Annotated in this window: 24 protein-coding genes; 5 read left to right on the top strand and 19 right to left on the bottom strand. The window is 37.3% G+C overall.

The features are described from left to right. Entirely contained in the window at positions 1-588 is a 588-nt protein-coding gene (locus tag AC1RFD_RS05385; protein WP_048394514.1) for an SMI1/KNR4 family protein, read from the bottom strand. Positions 589-789: 201 nt separating this feature from the next. Here AC1RFD_RS05385 and AC1RFD_RS05380 point away from each other — a divergent pair, with 201 nt between their 5' ends. Continuing rightward, a complete protein-coding gene (locus AC1RFD_RS05380; protein ID WP_048394516.1) occupies positions 790-1,341 on the top strand; it encodes a GNAT family N-acetyltransferase in 552 nt (183 codons plus the stop codon). 51 nt (positions 1,342-1,392) lie between these two features. Here AC1RFD_RS05380 and AC1RFD_RS05375 read toward each other — a convergent pair whose 3' ends face one another. Continuing rightward, positions 1,393-1,950, bottom strand: coding sequence for a histidine phosphatase family protein (locus AC1RFD_RS05375; protein ID WP_492474579.1), 558 nt, complete (start codon positions 1,948-1,950; stop codon positions 1,393-1,395). Beyond that, on the bottom strand, positions 1,943-2,509 hold the full coding sequence (locus AC1RFD_RS05370; RefSeq protein ID WP_416141667.1) for a hypothetical protein: 567 nt from the start codon (positions 2,507-2,509) through the stop codon (positions 1,943-1,945). Before AC1RFD_RS05370 ends, AC1RFD_RS05375 begins: the two co-directional genes overlap by 8 nt. A 518-nt stretch (positions 2,510-3,027) precedes the next feature. Between AC1RFD_RS05370 and AC1RFD_RS05365 the strand changes: the two genes are divergently transcribed. Both AC1RFD_RS05365 and AC1RFD_RS05360 read left to right on the top strand, forming a co-directional pair. Further along, on the top strand, positions 3,028-3,198 hold the full coding sequence (locus AC1RFD_RS05365; RefSeq protein ID WP_004230265.1) for an aspartyl-phosphate phosphatase Spo0E family protein: 171 nt from the start codon (positions 3,028-3,030) through the stop codon (positions 3,196-3,198). Positions 3,199-3,370: 172 nt separating this feature from the next. Beyond that, positions 3,371-3,841: a hypothetical protein gene (locus tag AC1RFD_RS05360; protein ID WP_048394519.1), complete on the top strand. Its 471-nt coding sequence runs from the start codon at positions 3,371-3,373 to the stop codon at positions 3,839-3,841. Between the two features lie 124 nt (positions 3,842-3,965). On the opposite strand, the gene thrS is transcribed toward AC1RFD_RS05360, so the two are convergent. From thrS to AC1RFD_RS05310, 10 genes are all read right to left on the bottom strand, one after another. Beyond that, positions 3,966-5,882 (bottom strand): threonine--tRNA ligase, encoded by a 1,917-nt coding sequence (gene thrS / locus AC1RFD_RS05355; RefSeq protein ID WP_492474578.1) that lies wholly within the window; start codon positions 5,880-5,882, stop codon positions 3,966-3,968. Positions 5,883-6,261: 379 nt separating this feature from the next. Next, complete coding sequence (locus AC1RFD_RS05350) at positions 6,262-6,492, bottom strand: hypothetical protein (protein ID WP_004230268.1); 231 nt, start codon at positions 6,490-6,492, stop codon at positions 6,262-6,264. A gap of 14 nt (positions 6,493-6,506) precedes the next feature. Further along, on the bottom strand, positions 6,507-6,863 hold the full coding sequence (locus AC1RFD_RS05345; RefSeq protein WP_054549268.1) for a hypothetical protein: 357 nt from the start codon (positions 6,861-6,863) through the stop codon (positions 6,507-6,509). Between the two features lie 11 nt (positions 6,864-6,874). Beyond that, positions 6,875-7,471 (bottom strand): hypothetical protein, encoded by a 597-nt coding sequence (locus AC1RFD_RS05340; RefSeq protein ID WP_066036851.1) that lies wholly within the window; start codon positions 7,469-7,471, stop codon positions 6,875-6,877. Between the two features lie 121 nt (positions 7,472-7,592). Continuing rightward, positions 7,593-8,099, bottom strand: a complete 507-nt coding sequence (locus AC1RFD_RS05335) for a hypothetical protein (protein WP_112118757.1) — start codon at positions 8,097-8,099, stop codon at positions 7,593-7,595. Between the two features lie 123 nt (positions 8,100-8,222). Next, a complete protein-coding gene (locus tag AC1RFD_RS05330; RefSeq protein WP_054549271.1) occupies positions 8,223-8,687 on the bottom strand; it encodes a hypothetical protein in 465 nt (154 codons plus the stop codon). Positions 8,688-8,734: 47 nt separating this feature from the next. Beyond that, on the bottom strand, positions 8,735-9,220 hold the full coding sequence (locus AC1RFD_RS05325; RefSeq protein ID WP_492474576.1) for a GNAT family N-acetyltransferase: 486 nt from the start codon (positions 9,218-9,220) through the stop codon (positions 8,735-8,737). A 15-nt stretch (positions 9,221-9,235) separates the two neighbouring features. After that, positions 9,236-9,583 (bottom strand): DUF3147 family protein, encoded by a 348-nt coding sequence (locus tag AC1RFD_RS05320; protein ID WP_221682317.1) that lies wholly within the window; start codon positions 9,581-9,583, stop codon positions 9,236-9,238. Beyond that, positions 9,583-9,981, bottom strand: coding sequence for a MarR family winged helix-turn-helix transcriptional regulator (locus tag AC1RFD_RS05315; RefSeq protein WP_036219134.1), 399 nt, complete (start codon positions 9,979-9,981; stop codon positions 9,583-9,585). The genes AC1RFD_RS05320 and AC1RFD_RS05315 overlap by 1 nt, the downstream gene beginning before the upstream one ends. Before the next feature lie 34 nt (positions 9,982-10,015). Further along, on the bottom strand, positions 10,016-10,549 hold the full coding sequence (locus AC1RFD_RS05310; RefSeq protein ID WP_115674625.1) for a hypothetical protein: 534 nt from the start codon (positions 10,547-10,549) through the stop codon (positions 10,016-10,018). 148 nt (positions 10,550-10,697) lie between these two features. Here AC1RFD_RS05310 and AC1RFD_RS05305 point away from each other — a divergent pair, with 148 nt between their 5' ends. After that, the gene (locus AC1RFD_RS05305; protein WP_066036854.1) at positions 10,698-11,033 is read left to right on the top strand and encodes a hypothetical protein; all 336 of its coding nucleotides are present in this window, start codon (positions 10,698-10,700) and stop codon (positions 11,031-11,033) included. A 15-nt stretch (positions 11,034-11,048) separates the two neighbouring features. Here the strand turns inward: AC1RFD_RS05305 and AC1RFD_RS05300 are convergent, their stop codons facing one another. Further along, a complete protein-coding gene (locus tag AC1RFD_RS05300; protein WP_492474575.1) occupies positions 11,049-12,032 on the bottom strand; it encodes an HD domain-containing protein in 984 nt (327 codons plus the stop codon). Next, positions 12,022-12,669: a class I SAM-dependent methyltransferase gene (locus AC1RFD_RS05295; RefSeq protein WP_066036856.1), complete on the bottom strand. Its 648-nt coding sequence runs from the start codon at positions 12,667-12,669 to the stop codon at positions 12,022-12,024. The genes AC1RFD_RS05300 and AC1RFD_RS05295 overlap by 11 nt, the downstream gene beginning before the upstream one ends. 1,068 nt (positions 12,670-13,737) lie before the next feature. On the opposite strand from AC1RFD_RS05295, the gene AC1RFD_RS05290 reads away from it, so the two are divergent. Continuing rightward, positions 13,738-14,391 (top strand): FusB/FusC family EF-G-binding protein, encoded by a 654-nt coding sequence (locus AC1RFD_RS05290; protein ID WP_048394543.1) that lies wholly within the window; start codon positions 13,738-13,740, stop codon positions 14,389-14,391. Positions 14,392-14,472: 81 nt separating this feature from the next. Here the strand turns inward: AC1RFD_RS05290 and AC1RFD_RS05285 are convergent, their stop codons facing one another. The 4 genes from AC1RFD_RS05285 to AC1RFD_RS05270 all read right to left on the bottom strand — a co-directional run bounded on the left by AC1RFD_RS05285 (position 14,473) and on the right by AC1RFD_RS05270 (position 17,085). After that, positions 14,473-14,850, bottom strand: a complete 378-nt coding sequence (locus AC1RFD_RS05285) for a hypothetical protein (RefSeq protein WP_048394545.1) — start codon at positions 14,848-14,850, stop codon at positions 14,473-14,475. A 157-nt stretch (positions 14,851-15,007) separates the two neighbouring features. Beyond that, entirely contained in the window at positions 15,008-15,454 is a 447-nt protein-coding gene (locus tag AC1RFD_RS05280) for an HTH domain-containing protein (protein WP_048394546.1), read from the bottom strand. A gap of 48 nt (positions 15,455-15,502) precedes the next feature. Further along, positions 15,503-15,841 (bottom strand): hypothetical protein, encoded by a 339-nt coding sequence (locus tag AC1RFD_RS05275; RefSeq protein ID WP_231595711.1) that lies wholly within the window; start codon positions 15,839-15,841, stop codon positions 15,503-15,505. A gap of 347 nt (positions 15,842-16,188) precedes the next feature. Further along, positions 16,189-17,085, bottom strand: coding sequence for a TetR/AcrR family transcriptional regulator (locus AC1RFD_RS05270; RefSeq protein WP_054549280.1), 897 nt, complete (start codon positions 17,083-17,085; stop codon positions 16,189-16,191). Between the last annotated feature and the right edge of the window lie 97 nt (positions 17,086-17,182).

Genomic DNA, 17,182 nt, shown 5'->3' with positions numbered 1-17,182 from the left:
TCACTCGAATTCCTCCTCGTAAATAGCGGTGAATTCATAGTCTCCCTCTATAAGTTGCTGTAAATAATCCTCAAACGAAGCTGCAATCACCTCAAAGCTATCAGGATCATGGACATAACGAACCACCTGGCCAACTTGTCCTGCTTCATTTGGCGTAAAATCAATATATAGGCTTGATGTGCCCCCATTATTCATACAATCTGCAAAGCAGAGCCGTTCATTTAACGGGACATGCATATTAATCTTTTCATCTACTTCCACATACGCTAAAAATTCCTGATAGCGCTCATAAATTGTTTCACGCTTGTCATGATAATCTTTCACGATTTGCTCCACCGATTTTAAATAATACGGATAATCCCCTAAATCAGAGCCTAGCACTAAAACACAGATCGTTTCTTGCCCATGCTGACAATAATATGTACCATTGACATCCTGTAATAGCTCCACCAAAGCTTGTGGGCAGTTCGGAAATACTTCTAACAAGGCCTGAATTTGTGTCTCTGAAGCACCAAAAGCCTGTTGTAATTGTTGCTGCTCTTCTTGTGGTAAGTATTGTAATAAATTTGCAAAATATGTTGTGCGCATCTTAATCCCTCTCTCTCTTTAACTATGACATATTTTAACATAATTTCTTCCATTCTCTTAGTCCCTCATGCTACTATGGAAGTATGCACAAAAAAAGGGGTGGATTTATGAGTGTGAAAGATGCAGTAGACGTGAAAATATTACCAACAATCGTAGGGTTGTAACGCTACTTGCAGCCCTTATATAAGGGAGAATACAATAATGGAACATTATTTGAAAACATTTTTAACAGGTCAATCGATCACTTTACAACAAATGACTACTGCTGACCTAGAGGCTTTTATAGCAATCGAAAGCGAAATCACCTCTTTGCTACTTGCTAATGATGAGATTCCCTTTCCACAAACTGTAGAGGATCACACCGCTTTCTTTAACAGTATCAGCGGAAAGAAGGAGGAATACTTTTTCGGTATCTATGAAAAAGCGTCACAACAGTTAATAGGCTCCTGTGGCGTTTATGCAGTGAATTGGCAAAATAGCACTTGCTCAGTGGGCATTTCAATTGGGAAAGAGTGGCACGGCAAGGGCTATGGCACGGATGCAATGAAAACGCTTATTGATTTTATCTTCCAATATATAGCTGTTCAGAAAATCAAGCTTCAGGTTTTTAGCTTTAACCCAGCAGCTATTCGCTCCTATGAAAAATGTGGCTTCACAAAAGAAGGCATTTTACGCCAAGAAATTTTCCGCTTCGGTACATTCCATGACGTAGTTTTATTTGGCCTCTTACGCTCCGATTGGGAGAGGAATTAACAGAATAGCACAAGAGAGATACTATGATTGCTGTAGTATCTCTTTTTTTGTTCAGTCCTCTTGCCACACGCGTGTTACTTCCTGTAAGGATAGCCCTTGAAAGGCTAATCGATAGATATCTGGCATACTTAACGTTTGCCAAAATGCATAATCGTATTGGGCATCAAAATATTGCATCATCAATGCCATGATATTGCCATGTGTACCGTTAACGACAGACTCCTGTGGATGCGTGAGAAGGATGTTTCGCAAACTTGGAATAGCGCGAGCCATTGCCTGTTGATTGGACTCCCCACCTGCCCATGCAAAGCTTGGCTCCTGCCACACCCGTTGAACTGCTGCATGAAAATCCTCCAGCTTCCCAGTAGCAAGTTGTCTTTCTTTTAAAGCATCTATCGTTTGAACGGGTAAATGACGCGCCTGTGCAATCCCCTCCACTGTTTGAATGGCTCTACGATAAGGACTAGCATAAACTGCGTCGATTCGATGATGCTTCAAAAGATTTCTGACACACTCTGCATCCCTTTGTCCCTGAGCAGATAGTGGACGATGATATTCATCCTCTGAATAATGAGCATGTGCGTGTCTAACAAAATAAATTTCAGTCATCTGTTTCTCCTCTTTGATCTTTAGCTAAATGAACCTTCCAAATCCCCTCTTGCTGTTGCAGGGCGTATGTTTTTATGTAGCGCTGACTCCCAACGGAAATTTCCAGTTGAACGACCTGTAAATCAGGGGTGCTCGATTCATTAATCACTATTCGATCATAAAATCTATACATGAAATAGGTAACAAGCAAATCACCTGCAAGTGAATCCGTATAGTATTGCTCAAACAATTCTTTTGTGGGGAATGCATCATTGCTGTAAGTAATCGCATACAATGCATCCATACGAGGTTCCTCCACTAAATCAAACATAATTAGCAGCATTTCCTCTGGCGAAAAGGTCTGCAAATGACGAATTTCTCCATCGTTTAAAAATGCTTGATAGGCCTCTCTTTTTTCCAAAGATAAATCGGCTACATAGCTAAATTCAGTGGATGTGGATGTGGATTTCGATGTCGTATCCATGTCATACACAATGGTCGATTCCTGTAAGGGCTTCTCCCTTTCACATGCCGTTAGTAAACTTAAAAAAGCAATGATTGAAACCAGTTTTTTCATCATGCGCTGCATCACCTCATCTACCATCCATTATTCCATTAATTCCAAAAATTCTCAACATTTCACCATAGACAATGAAATGTCCCCATTTCTAAACAACAAAAAAGGGAATTTGCTAAAATGTGACAAGATATGAATTCTGCGATTAATTATCGGAAAATTCAATCTCTAATCACAACTTTTTTCTTAGTATAAAAGGCTTAAGACTTCTCTATTTTCCCCTTAATATTTTCTAAAACAAAGAACGTGAATAACCCTATCCAGCACATGAATAGGGTTTTAAGTCATGCATTAAATTCTATAAAAGGGGAAATTCACAGTATTATTTATCTATAATACATAAAAATTTTCAATCGAGCTAAATAGGATGAAGTACCTTATCTATGACTAAATTACGAATTTAAGAAACGATACACAATGTGACATTTTTTTTAATATAAGTGATATACAATGAAAAAGTTGAATCGAGGTCATAAAAATTTATTTCAAGAATATGGATAAAAAATTAGGAGGAAAATATCTTGGTTAACTTATTACTTAAACAATTCTTGAAGGCGGAAATTGAGATCAAACGAAGAATTATGTATAAAAAAGCAAAGGATCTTGGTTTCACCCACCCTATTGTAGTAGATTACAGTCAAGAATTGGATGTCTTACTTAATAGATATTTAAAACAAGCACAAGCTTCCTAATCATAACGAGGCATATAATAGAAGAAAGTATAGATATGATAAAGCCAGGCCATGTTTTATTGGCTGGTTTTATCGGGGATGATACATGCATTCACCTAGCCATTTCTCAGAATGTATAGAGAATGAAAAAGTAGGCGATGTTTTTGATAAGAAAACATTTGGAGGTTGAATGATGCACGTATTCATCTTAACTTTTATGGTTGTTTCCAAAATATTATTGCCACCTCAACATTCAGTAGACCATACATCACCCACACTTTGCACACCAACTGAAATAAATACACTATATCAATACCCAAACAACCAATTTCAATCGTTTCGTGATGAGGACACATTTTATCAGCAGCTTAATCGTGCGATTTATGAGGAATATACCAATGCTTCATTGAATATTCGTCAAAAGATGGCTTTTAAAGATGTAGCAAATGCGACAAAACGTTTTTATTTACAAACAGATGGTAAACAGGAAACAATAGACCTCTCTCAACATACTTTTATTCATCCCAATCGACAAGTTTATTTTTTAGCATCCTTTCAGCACAATACCGATGAATCCTATCGCAAATTTCTTGTCATCGACGCTGAAACACAAGAAGTAATACTGGGACATTCGCTTTTTCAAGAAAGTTCCAAGCACCTTTAATTCATTGTATGCACACCATGTAGATTCTAGTAGTCATTTCAAAAAAATAGAAGTAAAAATTTCTTAACAATTAAAAAGCTTGCGATGAATGACAAACATTCATCGCAAGCTTTCTTTACTTAAATTAAGCTAAACTTTTTTGTTGAATGGCTGCTGTGACTTCTTCTATTAATTGCTGTAGTGACTTATCAGTGGAATTTTGCTGACCATGTCTGCGAACAGCTACAGTTTGGTTGGCAACCTCACGATCACCGATAACCACAATATATGGTATTTTTTGCAATTGGGCTTCTCGTATCTTTTTGCCGAGCTTTTCTTGACGGTCATCTAATTGCACACGGATGTCTGCCTGTTGTAAAGCTTCAACAACTTGCTTGGCATAGCCTTGATGTGCCTCTGCTACCCCAATCACTTGGACTTGCTGTGGTGCCAGCCAAGTTGGAAATGCTCCGCCAAAATGCTCGATTAAAATACCTAAGAAGCGATCAATTGAGCCAAACACTGCACGATGGATGACAACAGGTCTCACCCTTTCATTGTGCTCATTAATATACGTTAAATCAAATTTCTCTGGTAGCTGGAAATCAAGTTGAACCGTTGCACATTGATGACTGCGCTGAATCGCATCTTTAATATGGATGTCAATTTTCGGTCCATAGAAAGCCCCGTCCCCTGCATTAATTGTATAGGCAATACCTAAATTGTTTAGGACATTTTCAAGTGCTGCTTCTGCTTGATCCCACAGTGCCAAATCACCCATATAATCATCTGGTCGTGTCGATAATTCAATCGTATACGCAAATCCAAAGACGTTGTACACTTCATCTATAATCTTTAAGGCCAGTGCAATTTCATCCTCAATTTGCTGTGGTGTTGCAAAAATATGGGCATCATCCTGACAAAAAGTTCGTACACGTAACAGACCATTCAAGGCGCCACTTAATTCATGTCGGTGCACTTGCCCAAATTCTGCCATACGTATAGGTAAATCCCGATAGGAATGTAAGGCATTTTTGAAGATCAGCATATGCCCAGGACAGTTCATCGGCTTTAAGGCAAAGCTTTGGTCATCCACCTGTGTGAAATACATATTGTCCTTATAATGATCCCAGTGACCTGACTGCTCCCATAAGCGTTGGTTCATCATCAGCGGTGTTCGTACTTCCCTATAGTCATATTTTGCTTGTAAATGTCGCAAATACGATTCCAGTTCATTGCGTAAAATTTGACCATTGGCTAAATAGAAGGGCATGCCAGGTGCTTCCTCTGAAAACATAAATAACGATAGCTCTTTACCTAGCTTGCGATGATTTCGCTTTTCTGCTTCCTCCAAGAAGATAAAATGATCGCGCAGTTCCTCTTTTGTAGCAAAGGCAACGCCATAAATACGCTGAAGCATTTGATTCTTGCTATCGCCTCGCCAATAAGCGCCTGACACATGCATTAATTTAAAATGCTGTAATTTGCCTGTAGACGGGACATGTGGACCACGACATAAATCATAAAAATCTCCCTGCTCATAAATCGTAACTAGCTCATCTACAGGAATTGCCTCCAACAGCTCTAGCTTTAACGCATCATGGGCGAATAATTGCTTTGCTTCTTCACGTGAAACCTCGCGTCTATGAATCGGGATATTTTCCTGTACAATTTGTTTCATTTTCTTTTCAATTTGCTGTAAATCACTCGGTGTCAGTGTATCAGCAATATCTATATCATAATAAAAGCCATTTTCAATGACTGGTCCTACTCCAAATTGTGCATGTGGATAAAGTCGTTTAATTGCCTGAGCTAATAAATGGGCCGTAGAATGGCGAATGACCTCGATCCCTTCCTTTGAGCTTGCATCGTACAATGTAATTTGTGCATCTTCCATAATCGGGCGCGTCAAATCAATGATGGTTCCGTTAACACTCCCTGCGACTGCCTTTTTACGAAGCTCTGGACGAATCGCTTGTGCAATATCGGTTAGTGTCACACCTTTAGTAAATGCTTGTTGTTGACCATCTGGAAATTGAATGTGAATACGTTGATTTGACATGTTTCTCTACTCCTTTTAGTAATAAAATCAATTACACCTTGGCATAATTGTGTAGATAAAAAAAACACATATCCGCCCCTAAGAAGGGACGAGTATGTGTTGATTACCCGTGGTTCCACCCAAATTCCCACTAGTTTATAAGCTAGTGGCTCATTGATTTTGCTGTAACGCCGCAAAAAAACGGTGCAAGTTTCCAAGCACGGCTCCAAGGTAGTAAGATGGGAATACGACATTAGGAAGCTTGCAGCCAAGGCCTCCCTCTCTATAAATGGTTAATCGCATCTCTTGTCCTTATCATTGCCCATTTCATTTTGTATGAAATTGTTAATTACTATAACGAATAGTGAATTCTTTGTCAAACACTAAAAAAGAAAAAAATTTAGCGACGGACTTGCAATGGGCGTTCTGGACGTTGAACACAATAGTGACAATGCGGGTCATCACATGCCTCCTCTTGCCACTCATTACACATCGCACAAAAATAACTATCAAACGTGTCATCATAGATGATGGAATTTTGACAACTCGGGCATTGTTGATTTTTTTGAATCGTACCGCTGATTTCTAGCCCATCAATAATCACTATATCTTCGCGCTGTTCAATTCGCATTTTATTATTATCTCCTAATGATTTTTCACTTCTAAGGTCTCATCTTCAGATTGCCATTCTACATGGATCATTGGCTTTGTTTCTCGTTTAAAGATTTTCTCACTTTCTTTTTTTGTGAAGGAATAATAGCCATCTTTATTTAACTGAACATCACTTAAATTTTGGGATTCTTTTGTCCCCTCAATTGTAATTTCTAAAGGCCCCAAATCATCATCATCTCCCAAATAAAATAAGCGTAAGCCCACCTCACCATTACTATGATAGATGGCTTTCCAATGTTCACTTTTGGCGATATAATGTATCTCCTGCTTGGGGCTTTGACAAGCTGTCAATAGGATGATGAGGGCAAGTGGAAACATCCATTTTTTCATTAAATATCCCCCTAACCTTGTATGGTGATAGCCCACCCTGTCGGCTTTTCTTCAAAGGCATCCTCGTATTCTGTAAAAACAAAATGAAGTCCCCTTAAATCATCTGGCAAGGGTGGTGTCACCACATACGTACTGCTTTCATGTCCATTTGAGCCACCTGTACCTTTACTTCGGCATTCATAGGACGCATCAATGTATAGACCAAAATGTTTTCGTTCTAATTTTTGCTGAATCGTTAGCTGAGGTTCTTGCTGCTCATCCCAATCGATTAATAATTGCACCACACTTGCATTGTCATATTGACGAACATAAGAAACCGTATACAAACGCTCTCCCTTTGTTACCGTTTTCAATACAGGGATATAGTGACGGAAGCCTGAAGGTTCTACCTTTGAAGTATAGTATTTTTCTGATTTAATCAACTGGAAGAACAACGCTAAAAAAGTATCATCGAAACCATATTGCTGTGCCCATTTCGAAATGGTATCATCCGAAGGCAAGCCTGGAGTAAGAGCAGCTTGCTCTTTTCGTTGCTGCAAAAGTGCACATATTTGCTCATCTATTGTGACAAGCCTTGAATCATTGTATTTGCTATGTTGTTCGGACATCTATATCCTCCTTCCTCCTGCAAGTCCTTCTTCTTTCTATACGTTATTTTCCGCAATTGGTTCCATAAACAGCCTATTTTTACTTGTAAATACAAAAAAAGCTATCCAATACATTGGATAGCTAGTTCGCTAGCATATCATTGTGCCAGCTAGTCGAGTCTGATAATTGATATGTAACCATATTGGCTGTCACAGCGAGAATAACACCCGCTCGGGACATATGAGAGGTATTTGGCTTTTCCAATACAAGGACCACGTAGCCCTCTCCACGTCCTTGCTCATCAAGCGCATTCGTCGCATTGATTTCAAAGGTGGAATACGTTTGCTCATTCGTTGCATACAGAAGTCGTTCTTCATCATACACGCCATGTTCTTTTAAATTATAGCTGACAGGCATCCACCCTTCAGACCATTCAATACTGCCTATCATTTCTCGTTTCCTTCTGGCAAGACGTCCAATGGAATACCTAAAATATATCTTCATAATCGCTTGATTGTCTTCATTTTTTCCTTCACAAGTGGCTGTCACTTCAAGCATAATATCATTTTTTAAAAGCTTTTTCATAAACACTAATGCCACAGTGATAACACAGATAAATAGTACTATACCCAAGATGATAAATGCCATTAGGTCCCTCCTAGTATCACAATTGCTGTTAATACAATATTACCATGTTCTAGGAGGGATAGGAGCTTTTCACCAAACAATCTTAGAAATTGACACAGGCATAAAGGATAAGACAAAAAGTGATTATTTGTTGGCTTGAAGCTCAACTGTAAGCGTAAAAGGTATTTTTAAGTATTCATAGTGTATCGTTACTTTCTGGTTGTTAGATGCTAGAACTTGTACTGCATAATGCTGTGGCTGCTCGCCAATAGCTTGTTGATTTATGTATCTTTGAGGTACGATCGTTCGCTGTGCTAATTTATGAAAAGATAGTTGATCATTTCCCTCTAGCTTTGTTTCCGCCTCAAAAGGTTCTGACATACTTATTACAAGCTTCGTATTATCAGGACGCTGATCATTCACCAGTATTTGCTTTAGCTTAATTTCACGCAGCCCTGTATTTTCAAGTGCGATGATTTTGATTGCTTCATTGCCTTGTTTGCTGCTATAGCTTTGAATAACAAGTGGTGGATTGCTCTTGAGATAAATCATAAAGATTGCCCCGACCACTAGCACACTCAGTACTAAAATAAATAGTATTTTTTTCATACTTTCCCTCCCTTTCCTCCCAACTAGTATAACAAAAACAACCTGACTTATTGACAGTCAAGTTGTTTTTGTAAACGTATTTCATCTCGTATTGGAATACCATCATTACCAATGAGTGGGATAGAAGGCTTATAGGCTCTTGCTTTTTCCACTGCATTACGCAGTATTTCTATTAAACAATAGCCTCGTTTTTGATAGAATTTCAATGCATGCAAATTATCGTTTGTTGTAATAAGTGATATGCTTGTACAGCCCTGCTCCATTGCTGCTTGTTCTACTGCTTTCACAAGAGCAGAACCAATACCTTTCCCCTCAACCGTACTATCTAACGAAATGATTTCACAGTCCTCTTCCCACATGATATAAGTGATTAAACCGATCATCATTTGTTGCTCATTCATAAAAGCAAAGCCCGCTAATTCACTACAATCATAAATGCCACTGGAAATGACCATCTCTGTCGTACCCCAATGTTCCTGAAAAAATTCGCTTACAGTTCGTTTTGGTAGTTGATGTATGGCAATAATCGTCATTTTATAAACTCCTTCTTAAATGGAAATATGAAAAACCCCTGCAATCGCTTTTTGTATGCCTAAAAATATAGCCCAGGATAGCACACCAAGTCCAATAGCTAGTACAATATGTACGGAGGATTTCATCGCCATGTAAATCACAAATAGCATGCACATCGTTGCAGGCAAGCCAACGATAACGCCTACCGTAAAGCGTTGAATGTGCTCACTCGACTCACTTTGCACTGTCAGCCAAATAATGCTTAAAATACTCACCAATGGCAACGCAGCAATAATTCCTCCATAGGTAGGAAATCGTCGTGCAACCTCCGTCACAACGCCAATGATGGCTGCTGAACTCAAAATTTTAAAGAATGTATACATTATTTTGCCACCTCACTTAGACGTCGAAACGCCTGTAGAATGGCTTGCTGTTCCTGCTCAGTTAGCTGATTAAGTGCATGCTGTAGCTTATCATCATCTAGCTCCGAGTTTTTCTTCAACACTTGTAGCCCTTCTGCTGTCAAATGTAGCATGACCTTACGCTGGTCGTCACTTGCACGCTCCTTCATCACCCAGCCATGACGCTCTAGCTTTTTCACATGCTCTGATGCCGTATTAGGAGAAATATTTAGTAACCCTGCTATATCACGCACCGTCACTTCCTCTTCCTTTTGTATCATTTGCAAAATACGCACACTCTGATGGGAAATAACATCTTCATGGGTTGTATGTAGATGATAGAATATCGTTGTAAAATAATCATTTATATCTTTAATCATTGTAATAACTCCTTTAATATATCGTTCAAAACGATTATATCGTATACAACGATATATTAAAAGTGACCTCGTTAAAGTTTTTATTTTCAGATATTTTCTTCAGTAAGCTTAGCATCTGATAGCCATCTGAGGGTAAACCTGCATAGGGCTTATACCAGTTTGGATAAATTAGCGGGACTGCTGTTGCAAGAAATTGAAAAGTATTCAAATAAAAAAGGCTATTGAAAAAATAGTGTATCCCTGCATAAGCAGCAAAATAACGGGCTAGATAGCTGGCAAAAAGTAATACTGCTAAAGTCATGATAGGGCCACCCGCTATAAATCCTAGCGACTGCTTGCGCGTTAAGCTACTCCCTTGTTGTGGGGTACAGAAGCCAAACAATCCCCATCGAATATGGAAATGTATACGACCTATACGCAAGTTTTCAGGAAGATGTTTTGCACCTAAATAAACATGGACTCGTTCCTTTGAACATACTATAACACCCAATGTATGCCCAATTTCATGCAGCAGCGTAGAGATTGGTATGCCTACTACATATAAAAGCATAAAGGATAGAATGGACATTACTACTCACCCCCTCTCAAAAATTCTATCTATTTTTCATAAACATCTATCTTTCTGCGCTTCTTGCTAAATAGTATCAATGGGTACTTGTGAACACTTACGTTCTACAGTATTATTACTCTATTCTGAATTTAATTGAGGGCATCCCATGTTATACTTTCTCTATTTTTTAGTAGGTGGCACAATCATGGTGCTAGCGCTACTACTTAGCCAATCTAAGTATTTATTTTTATCAGGTATTATTACGGCCTTACCGATATTGACGCTCATTAATATGGGCATGCAAATGAAAAATATGAAAGAAGATACCTTTCATACTGTTCTTCAAAACACGGTATTTGGAGCGGTTGGCATGCTATTATTTACTGTGCTCACGTTTCTCCTAACAAGCTGGTTTAAACCAGGCATCTCTGTTATGAGCGCGCTCGCTGTCTATGCCCTATTTATGCTTTCTGGCAAATATATTTTATCCATGTTTGCCTAAAGAAAAGGAGCTGCCCTATGACAGCTCCTCATTGATTATTTTCACATAAACACCCTGCTCAAACCTTTCCAAAGCAGAGACATTCATTGCTTTGACATAGTTAGATACCTCGCTCGCCTTCCATAGTCGCTGTTGATGATAGATAGCTGGATCGATGAGTCGCACTTTATTGCGAAAATGAATGTCATGATTCTCTTGTTCTTCTCTTACCTCTACATTTTCATGTAATTGTTGTACAAGAGCTTGAACGTCTCGATCATGTGAAGCCTTCATCTGCTGCAATACCTCATGATCAGTCTTTAGGAAATCTTCAAGCGTTAGAATTTGTTTTGCTAGCGACAGTTTTAATACATTCGCTAACGAACTTGTCGCATAGATATTTAAAGGGTGCAAGAAAAAATCTAACACTTCCTGATAATAAATTTTTACAAACCATTCTGCACGCTCAATCGTTTTAACACACAATTTCCCCTGAAAAACGAATAAGTCCTGTAAAAATTTTTGGATATCTTCAAGGGCTAAATTTCCATAAAAATACATATCTCTTAATGTATAATCTATACGATCCGCACACAATGCTGGAGCAGGTTGTTCAAGTAACGACCATCTGGATGTATCTAGTATGTTCTCTACCTCGTAGCCATATTTTTCAAGAATCGCAGGTATTGAAGACTGTTTGATAACATCCATGAATATCGCTTCATGGTAATCTTCCGCCTCATTTTCAAGGACCACATCCACCACATAGGAAAAAGCGGTATGGGACACATCATGTAATAAGCCTGCCACCTGCTCCTGCAATGAACCGCCAAGCTGTCTAATAAGCAGCATGACACCTACAGAATGCTCAAATCTTGAAATAGTCCACTTGCTATTTACTAGAAAGCCTGCCCCAGCCTGATGAATTTCCTTTAAGCGTTGAACTGGCTTACTTACAATCAATTCCTCTAACAAACCATCGATTTCGAACTCCCCATATAAGGGGTCACTAATCAGCATTTATATTCTTCCGACTAATCACAAAGACTCCACCACAATGCGATAGTGGGTAAAATGTTAACTCACAAATTTCCTGTAAGGCAACCTTTAGCTCCTCATGGACAAAGTAAAATTCATCCTCGTCCCAGTATCCCTTGCTATCTTGACGACATTGCTCCAGCTGCTCTCTTGTCTGGAAAGCTACATCGCCAATTAAAATTTTCCCTGTTGGTGATAGGTGCTGTAATAATTGTGTGATATACAAAGACTTTTGCTCATCTGTAAAATGATGGAGCGCATACGTACTAATAATCGCATCATAGGGCTGCTGTAATAGCTCCTGTGGCAAGCCATTCATTAAATCCCACTCCATTAAGTGAGCCTCTGGCATTTTTTCCTTGGCAATGGCAATCATGTTCGCAGAAAAATCAAAGCCATAAATCGAATGCCCCTGTTCATAAAGCTTCGCCGTTAATACCCCTGTTCCAAAGCCAATATCTAAAACTGTGGAAGCGGGAACAGCCATCACTTCATTGAAAATTTTATTTAAAATCGCTTTATAGCCTGCAAATGGGTATTGATACTTTTCCTCACTGTGTTGTACCGTTTGGTCGTATCCATCGGCCCATAAATCAAAACCTTCTTTATTTAATAGCATAGTGCCTCCTACAATGTATAAATTCTCCAAGCATTCATTAATTTACGTTCAGTCATCTGTTTCATCATAAATCCCCCTTCATTAACCAATTCAGTCCATTATACCAATTTATTACCTTTCCAACAATTCAGAAAATAAACAGTGCATTATCAATTTTCAAATTTTCATAAGCTGTTATAATATCAATATGTATAAAAATTACAATAAACATTCTGGATAATATTTTATTATAAATTACCAAAATATTACCACATTCAACTTTTTACGATATTATAATACTGGGTAGTTAAAATATAAAAGGAGATGACTTAATGCAAGGTACAAACAAAAAGGCGTTGTTATGGATTAGCATTATAATGAGCTTAATGTCCATTTTCTTTGCATCTTTTGGTTCTAACAAATTTGGAGCCCCATTCCCCTTTATAAGTTACATCGGTGAGAATGAGTTATCATCTGCAATTGCTCTATTTACTAAAAATGGCATTACTCAAATTAACTTTAATATACTTTATTTCTTTATAAATGTTACACTAATTTACTTTATTCTTTTTTATGGTAGAAATATAATTAGTTCATTAAAATTAATTAAACAATCCTAATTCTTATACATCAAGATTACAAAAATTAGCCTAACAAAAGAAAAATAAATAGTGTCCTACATATAATGAAGATGGAAATGTTGATTATAGACAAACAATTTCGTCTAATAAATTTGCATGAACCTTTGCATCTTATACCATTGTAAAGGGAGTAAATTTCAAAACAATTCAAGAGCAATTAGGGCAATCACATGTTACTATATCTATAGACACTTATAATTTTTAACAAATTAATGTAAATTGGTCGCCTGTTTAATTCAACCTATTATAAAACCTCATGTAAAACCCATATAAATCAACGTTTCCTTTAAAGGAGGGATCTAAATGATCGCATTCACTTGTAATGCATGCTCTAGAACGACTTCTTTAGGTCAAAGAGGTCAAGATTAAGTTATAAACTAACAGAAATTGAATGATCTCTTTAGGCCAAAAAGTAATCAAATAGCCTAATAAACAGGAGAGATTTCAAATGGAACAACAAACAATTCAGCCGTTTTTAACGGTTGCCAACTATCATTTACTAGAACAGCAATTAAATAAAATTTTACATGCACTGACAACAACAAAGGATAAAAACGTTATCCTAGCGGTACGTGGCCTTGTTGATACGGAGGTAACAACAAAATTAGCATTATCAGCAGCAGAAACAATGCTGATAGACCAGCTTTTTGCTGTCACAGATCGTGCACAAGGTGATGCATTTTTAGAGCAATTAAAACCATATGTCATCCCATTCAAGCCGGTGACCGCTAGTACGCTTAAAGCCTTATTTAAAAAAGAAAAGAAGCTCAAGCTACCAAATCTAGAAGCACTCGATTTTCAGCAAATTTGTTATCTTGCTTGGGATGATGCTGGCACACATCGAAAGTATGTTGTCCTTGAGCAAAATGGGCAGCTAAAAGGGATCAAAGGGATATTTGCCAATAACACCGTTCGCGGCATTTGCGCTATCTGTAATCGCCATTCAGATGTAGGCCTATTTACTACGTCCATTAAAGGACAGGTGGTAGGCACGTTTACCAACCACAGTAATTACATTTGTGCAGATAGTCAAACATGCAATGAACATGTTACGGATATGAACAGAACACTGGAGTTTTTCGAGCGTATTACACAAAAATAAATGAACGAAGGCAGAAATGTTGTGCAAACAACATTTCTGCCTTTTAACTTTAAAAGATTAACTTTTCGGGTTTAGAAAAAGTTATCGGTTGGGATTACGATCAATAAATTCCTCTATTTCATCGGCTAATCCGTACACAAGATGGAAATAGTGTTTCTCCGACATGACACCCTTTTTTCGCCATTTTTGCATTTCTTCATAATGAAATTGATAAAAATAGCCTTCTACATCTCTTCTAGCAATTCCTTTTTTCTCCGCCATCTCTGCAATCGAAAGACCTTTCCTCCACTCTTGGTCGTATTCCTGCACTGTCATGCCCAAAAATTTACTTATAGCTTCATAATCATATTTCACATGGTATACAAGAATACCTTCCTTATTTTCTTCTGCATATACGGTTGAAGAAAATGAGAAAACTACGATAAATAAAAGCACATACACTTTATTGGCACTTTTCATTTTGGAACCCCCATACTTTTTGAGGTTAATGTGTGTGGTTCTCATCATTACTATGTATGAAGGAAATCGTGGAAGTGATGAAGAATGTCAGCGAAGAAGAGAAGATTTTTTATTTATCCTTCGTGAATGATTTAGTCCAAAATACCAGGGTTTGTCATTAGTCATGTAATACAAAATGAAGCATGATACTATTCACGCAAATTTTCAATTCTACGTTCTTATCGATCGATATCTCTTGTCTAAAATCGATTAAGTCCTTTTCCTCTACATGAATCATTTTCGCGACACTAGCCGTTGAAAACATGTAATCCTTAATGAGGTCATTCAAAAGCAATGCGGCTCTTTCCCTTGCATCAAAGCCTTCAAAGCCAACACATAACATAACTATTTTTCGTTCAATCTTATCTAGCTGCTCCGTCGTGATGCTGCCCTTGTTATTCAATAAACTATCCAGCTCATTCATTGGTAAATCAAATATTTTCGCAAGTTGCTGATGATTGAAACTGAATTTTTCAGCCACTTCTTGAATTTGCTGTCTCAGGTAATCGAATCGGGAAATATCCGTGACAAAAGATACTTCTGCCCTATCCTTCCATTCTTTCACAGTAGTAACCCTCTTTTCATTCTTTTTTATGTATCAAATGAAACTATATTAAAAATGAGGACGCCAAAAAAGTGGCAGTATTAATAAAAAAACGGAAATCGTAATAAAAATGGTAGTGGTTGTAGGGGATAATTTTTGGCGATATGGACCATTATAAAATCCCGAAAACTGCAGTTTATTACGATAGAGGACAAACAATAAACTATATATGGCGATTCCCCCCAGCCACCCAGCGTATGAACCATCAACATTTATTCCAAAAGAGGTATAAATAAGCCTGGCGCCTCCCCACATCACGCATCCAATAATGGAAAAAAGGATAATAATTCTTATTAATTCTAAAAATATTTTAAATGTAATCATCCATAGTTCTCTTATTTCCTTCACCAGCTCTCTCCACCTCCACAATCTGTAAAATTATTATAACACTTCCTGAATTAGTAATTCACTTAAACCGAGAATGTATTGTCGTCTATGGTGAGCTTACTTGTTGTGTCTTAATACGGTTTCAACATGAATTGGGTAGGAATTATAGAACAAAGTATAATTGGTGGGAAATGTATACTTTTATTATTTCCGCTTTATGAAAAATGACACGATTCCACCAAGTATCGAATATTCACTGACAAAAGAATGAAAAAACTTAATGCCCTCACTAGTATTAATAGCCAGCGAATACAAAAGAAAAAACCAACTTTATGCTAAAAAGCTGGTCTAGTTATTCAATCATTCATTTATGACTTGCTGTTTTTCATCTTCATAAAGAGCCAGAAAAGGTTGGCTATTTCTTCAGCTTCATATTTATAAATCGTTTCAGCGAAAGAAGCACGAAATGGCTGTAGCATGATCTCTAAAACACTCATGCGGGGTGTTTCTCTCTTCACTTCATCCAAAAGTAAGCTAGAGAGTTCGAGTGATTTTTGTGGAAGTTCGATTGTCGAGATTTTTTTACAAAATTTCTCTAATTTCTCTTGTATTTCTTTATTAGTAATGGACTTATAGGCTAGATCCTTTTCTAATAAAAACATTTCCTGTGGCTCTAATAGAATTTCTCCACTCTTAATCATTTCTGGCAGAAAACTTTCTACATATTTCAATGACCGAGTAACCACTTTTTTTAGATCTATCGTCATATTAGTAGCCAAATTCCAATAAAAAGATAAATATTGGAATGTGCCAAAAAAGACGACCGCACACTCATAATAATAGTGCTTTCCTTCTTCTCCATAAATATCATAGAATCTGTTTTTTAACCAGGTGATTTCATGAAAGCGATGTTCCGCAAGAATTTCTTGCAGCTCTTCATCATGCAAAAAGGAGATTTCTCGAAATAATGGCATTAAATTATATTTTTCTTTAATTTTTAATGTGGCGATTAATTGTTCAATTAAAACGTCTACATCATCTTTTTTCTTACCAACTAAAATTTCCTCTTTTAAAACATTTCGCTCTTGACGATTTTGCTCTAATACGGCTTTCAGGCATTCGTTTTTAGATGAAAAATAATTATAAAATGTACCTTTCGAAATATTTGCCTTATCTAAAATATCCTGAACCGATGTATGCTGATACCCTTTTTCAGTAAATAATTGTAATGTTGATTCGATAACGATTTGTTTACGATCTTTCATACATTTCTCCAATCTCTAAACACAATAACGAACTTACTACAATTATACTAGGAAAACTAGATTTCTTAAACTATGCAAATTTGATACTAGAGGTCCT

It is taken from the genome of Lysinibacillus sp. GW823-FHT02G10, from assembly GCF_058797135.1.
This window is presented reverse-complemented; position numbering and strand designations above follow the sequence as displayed.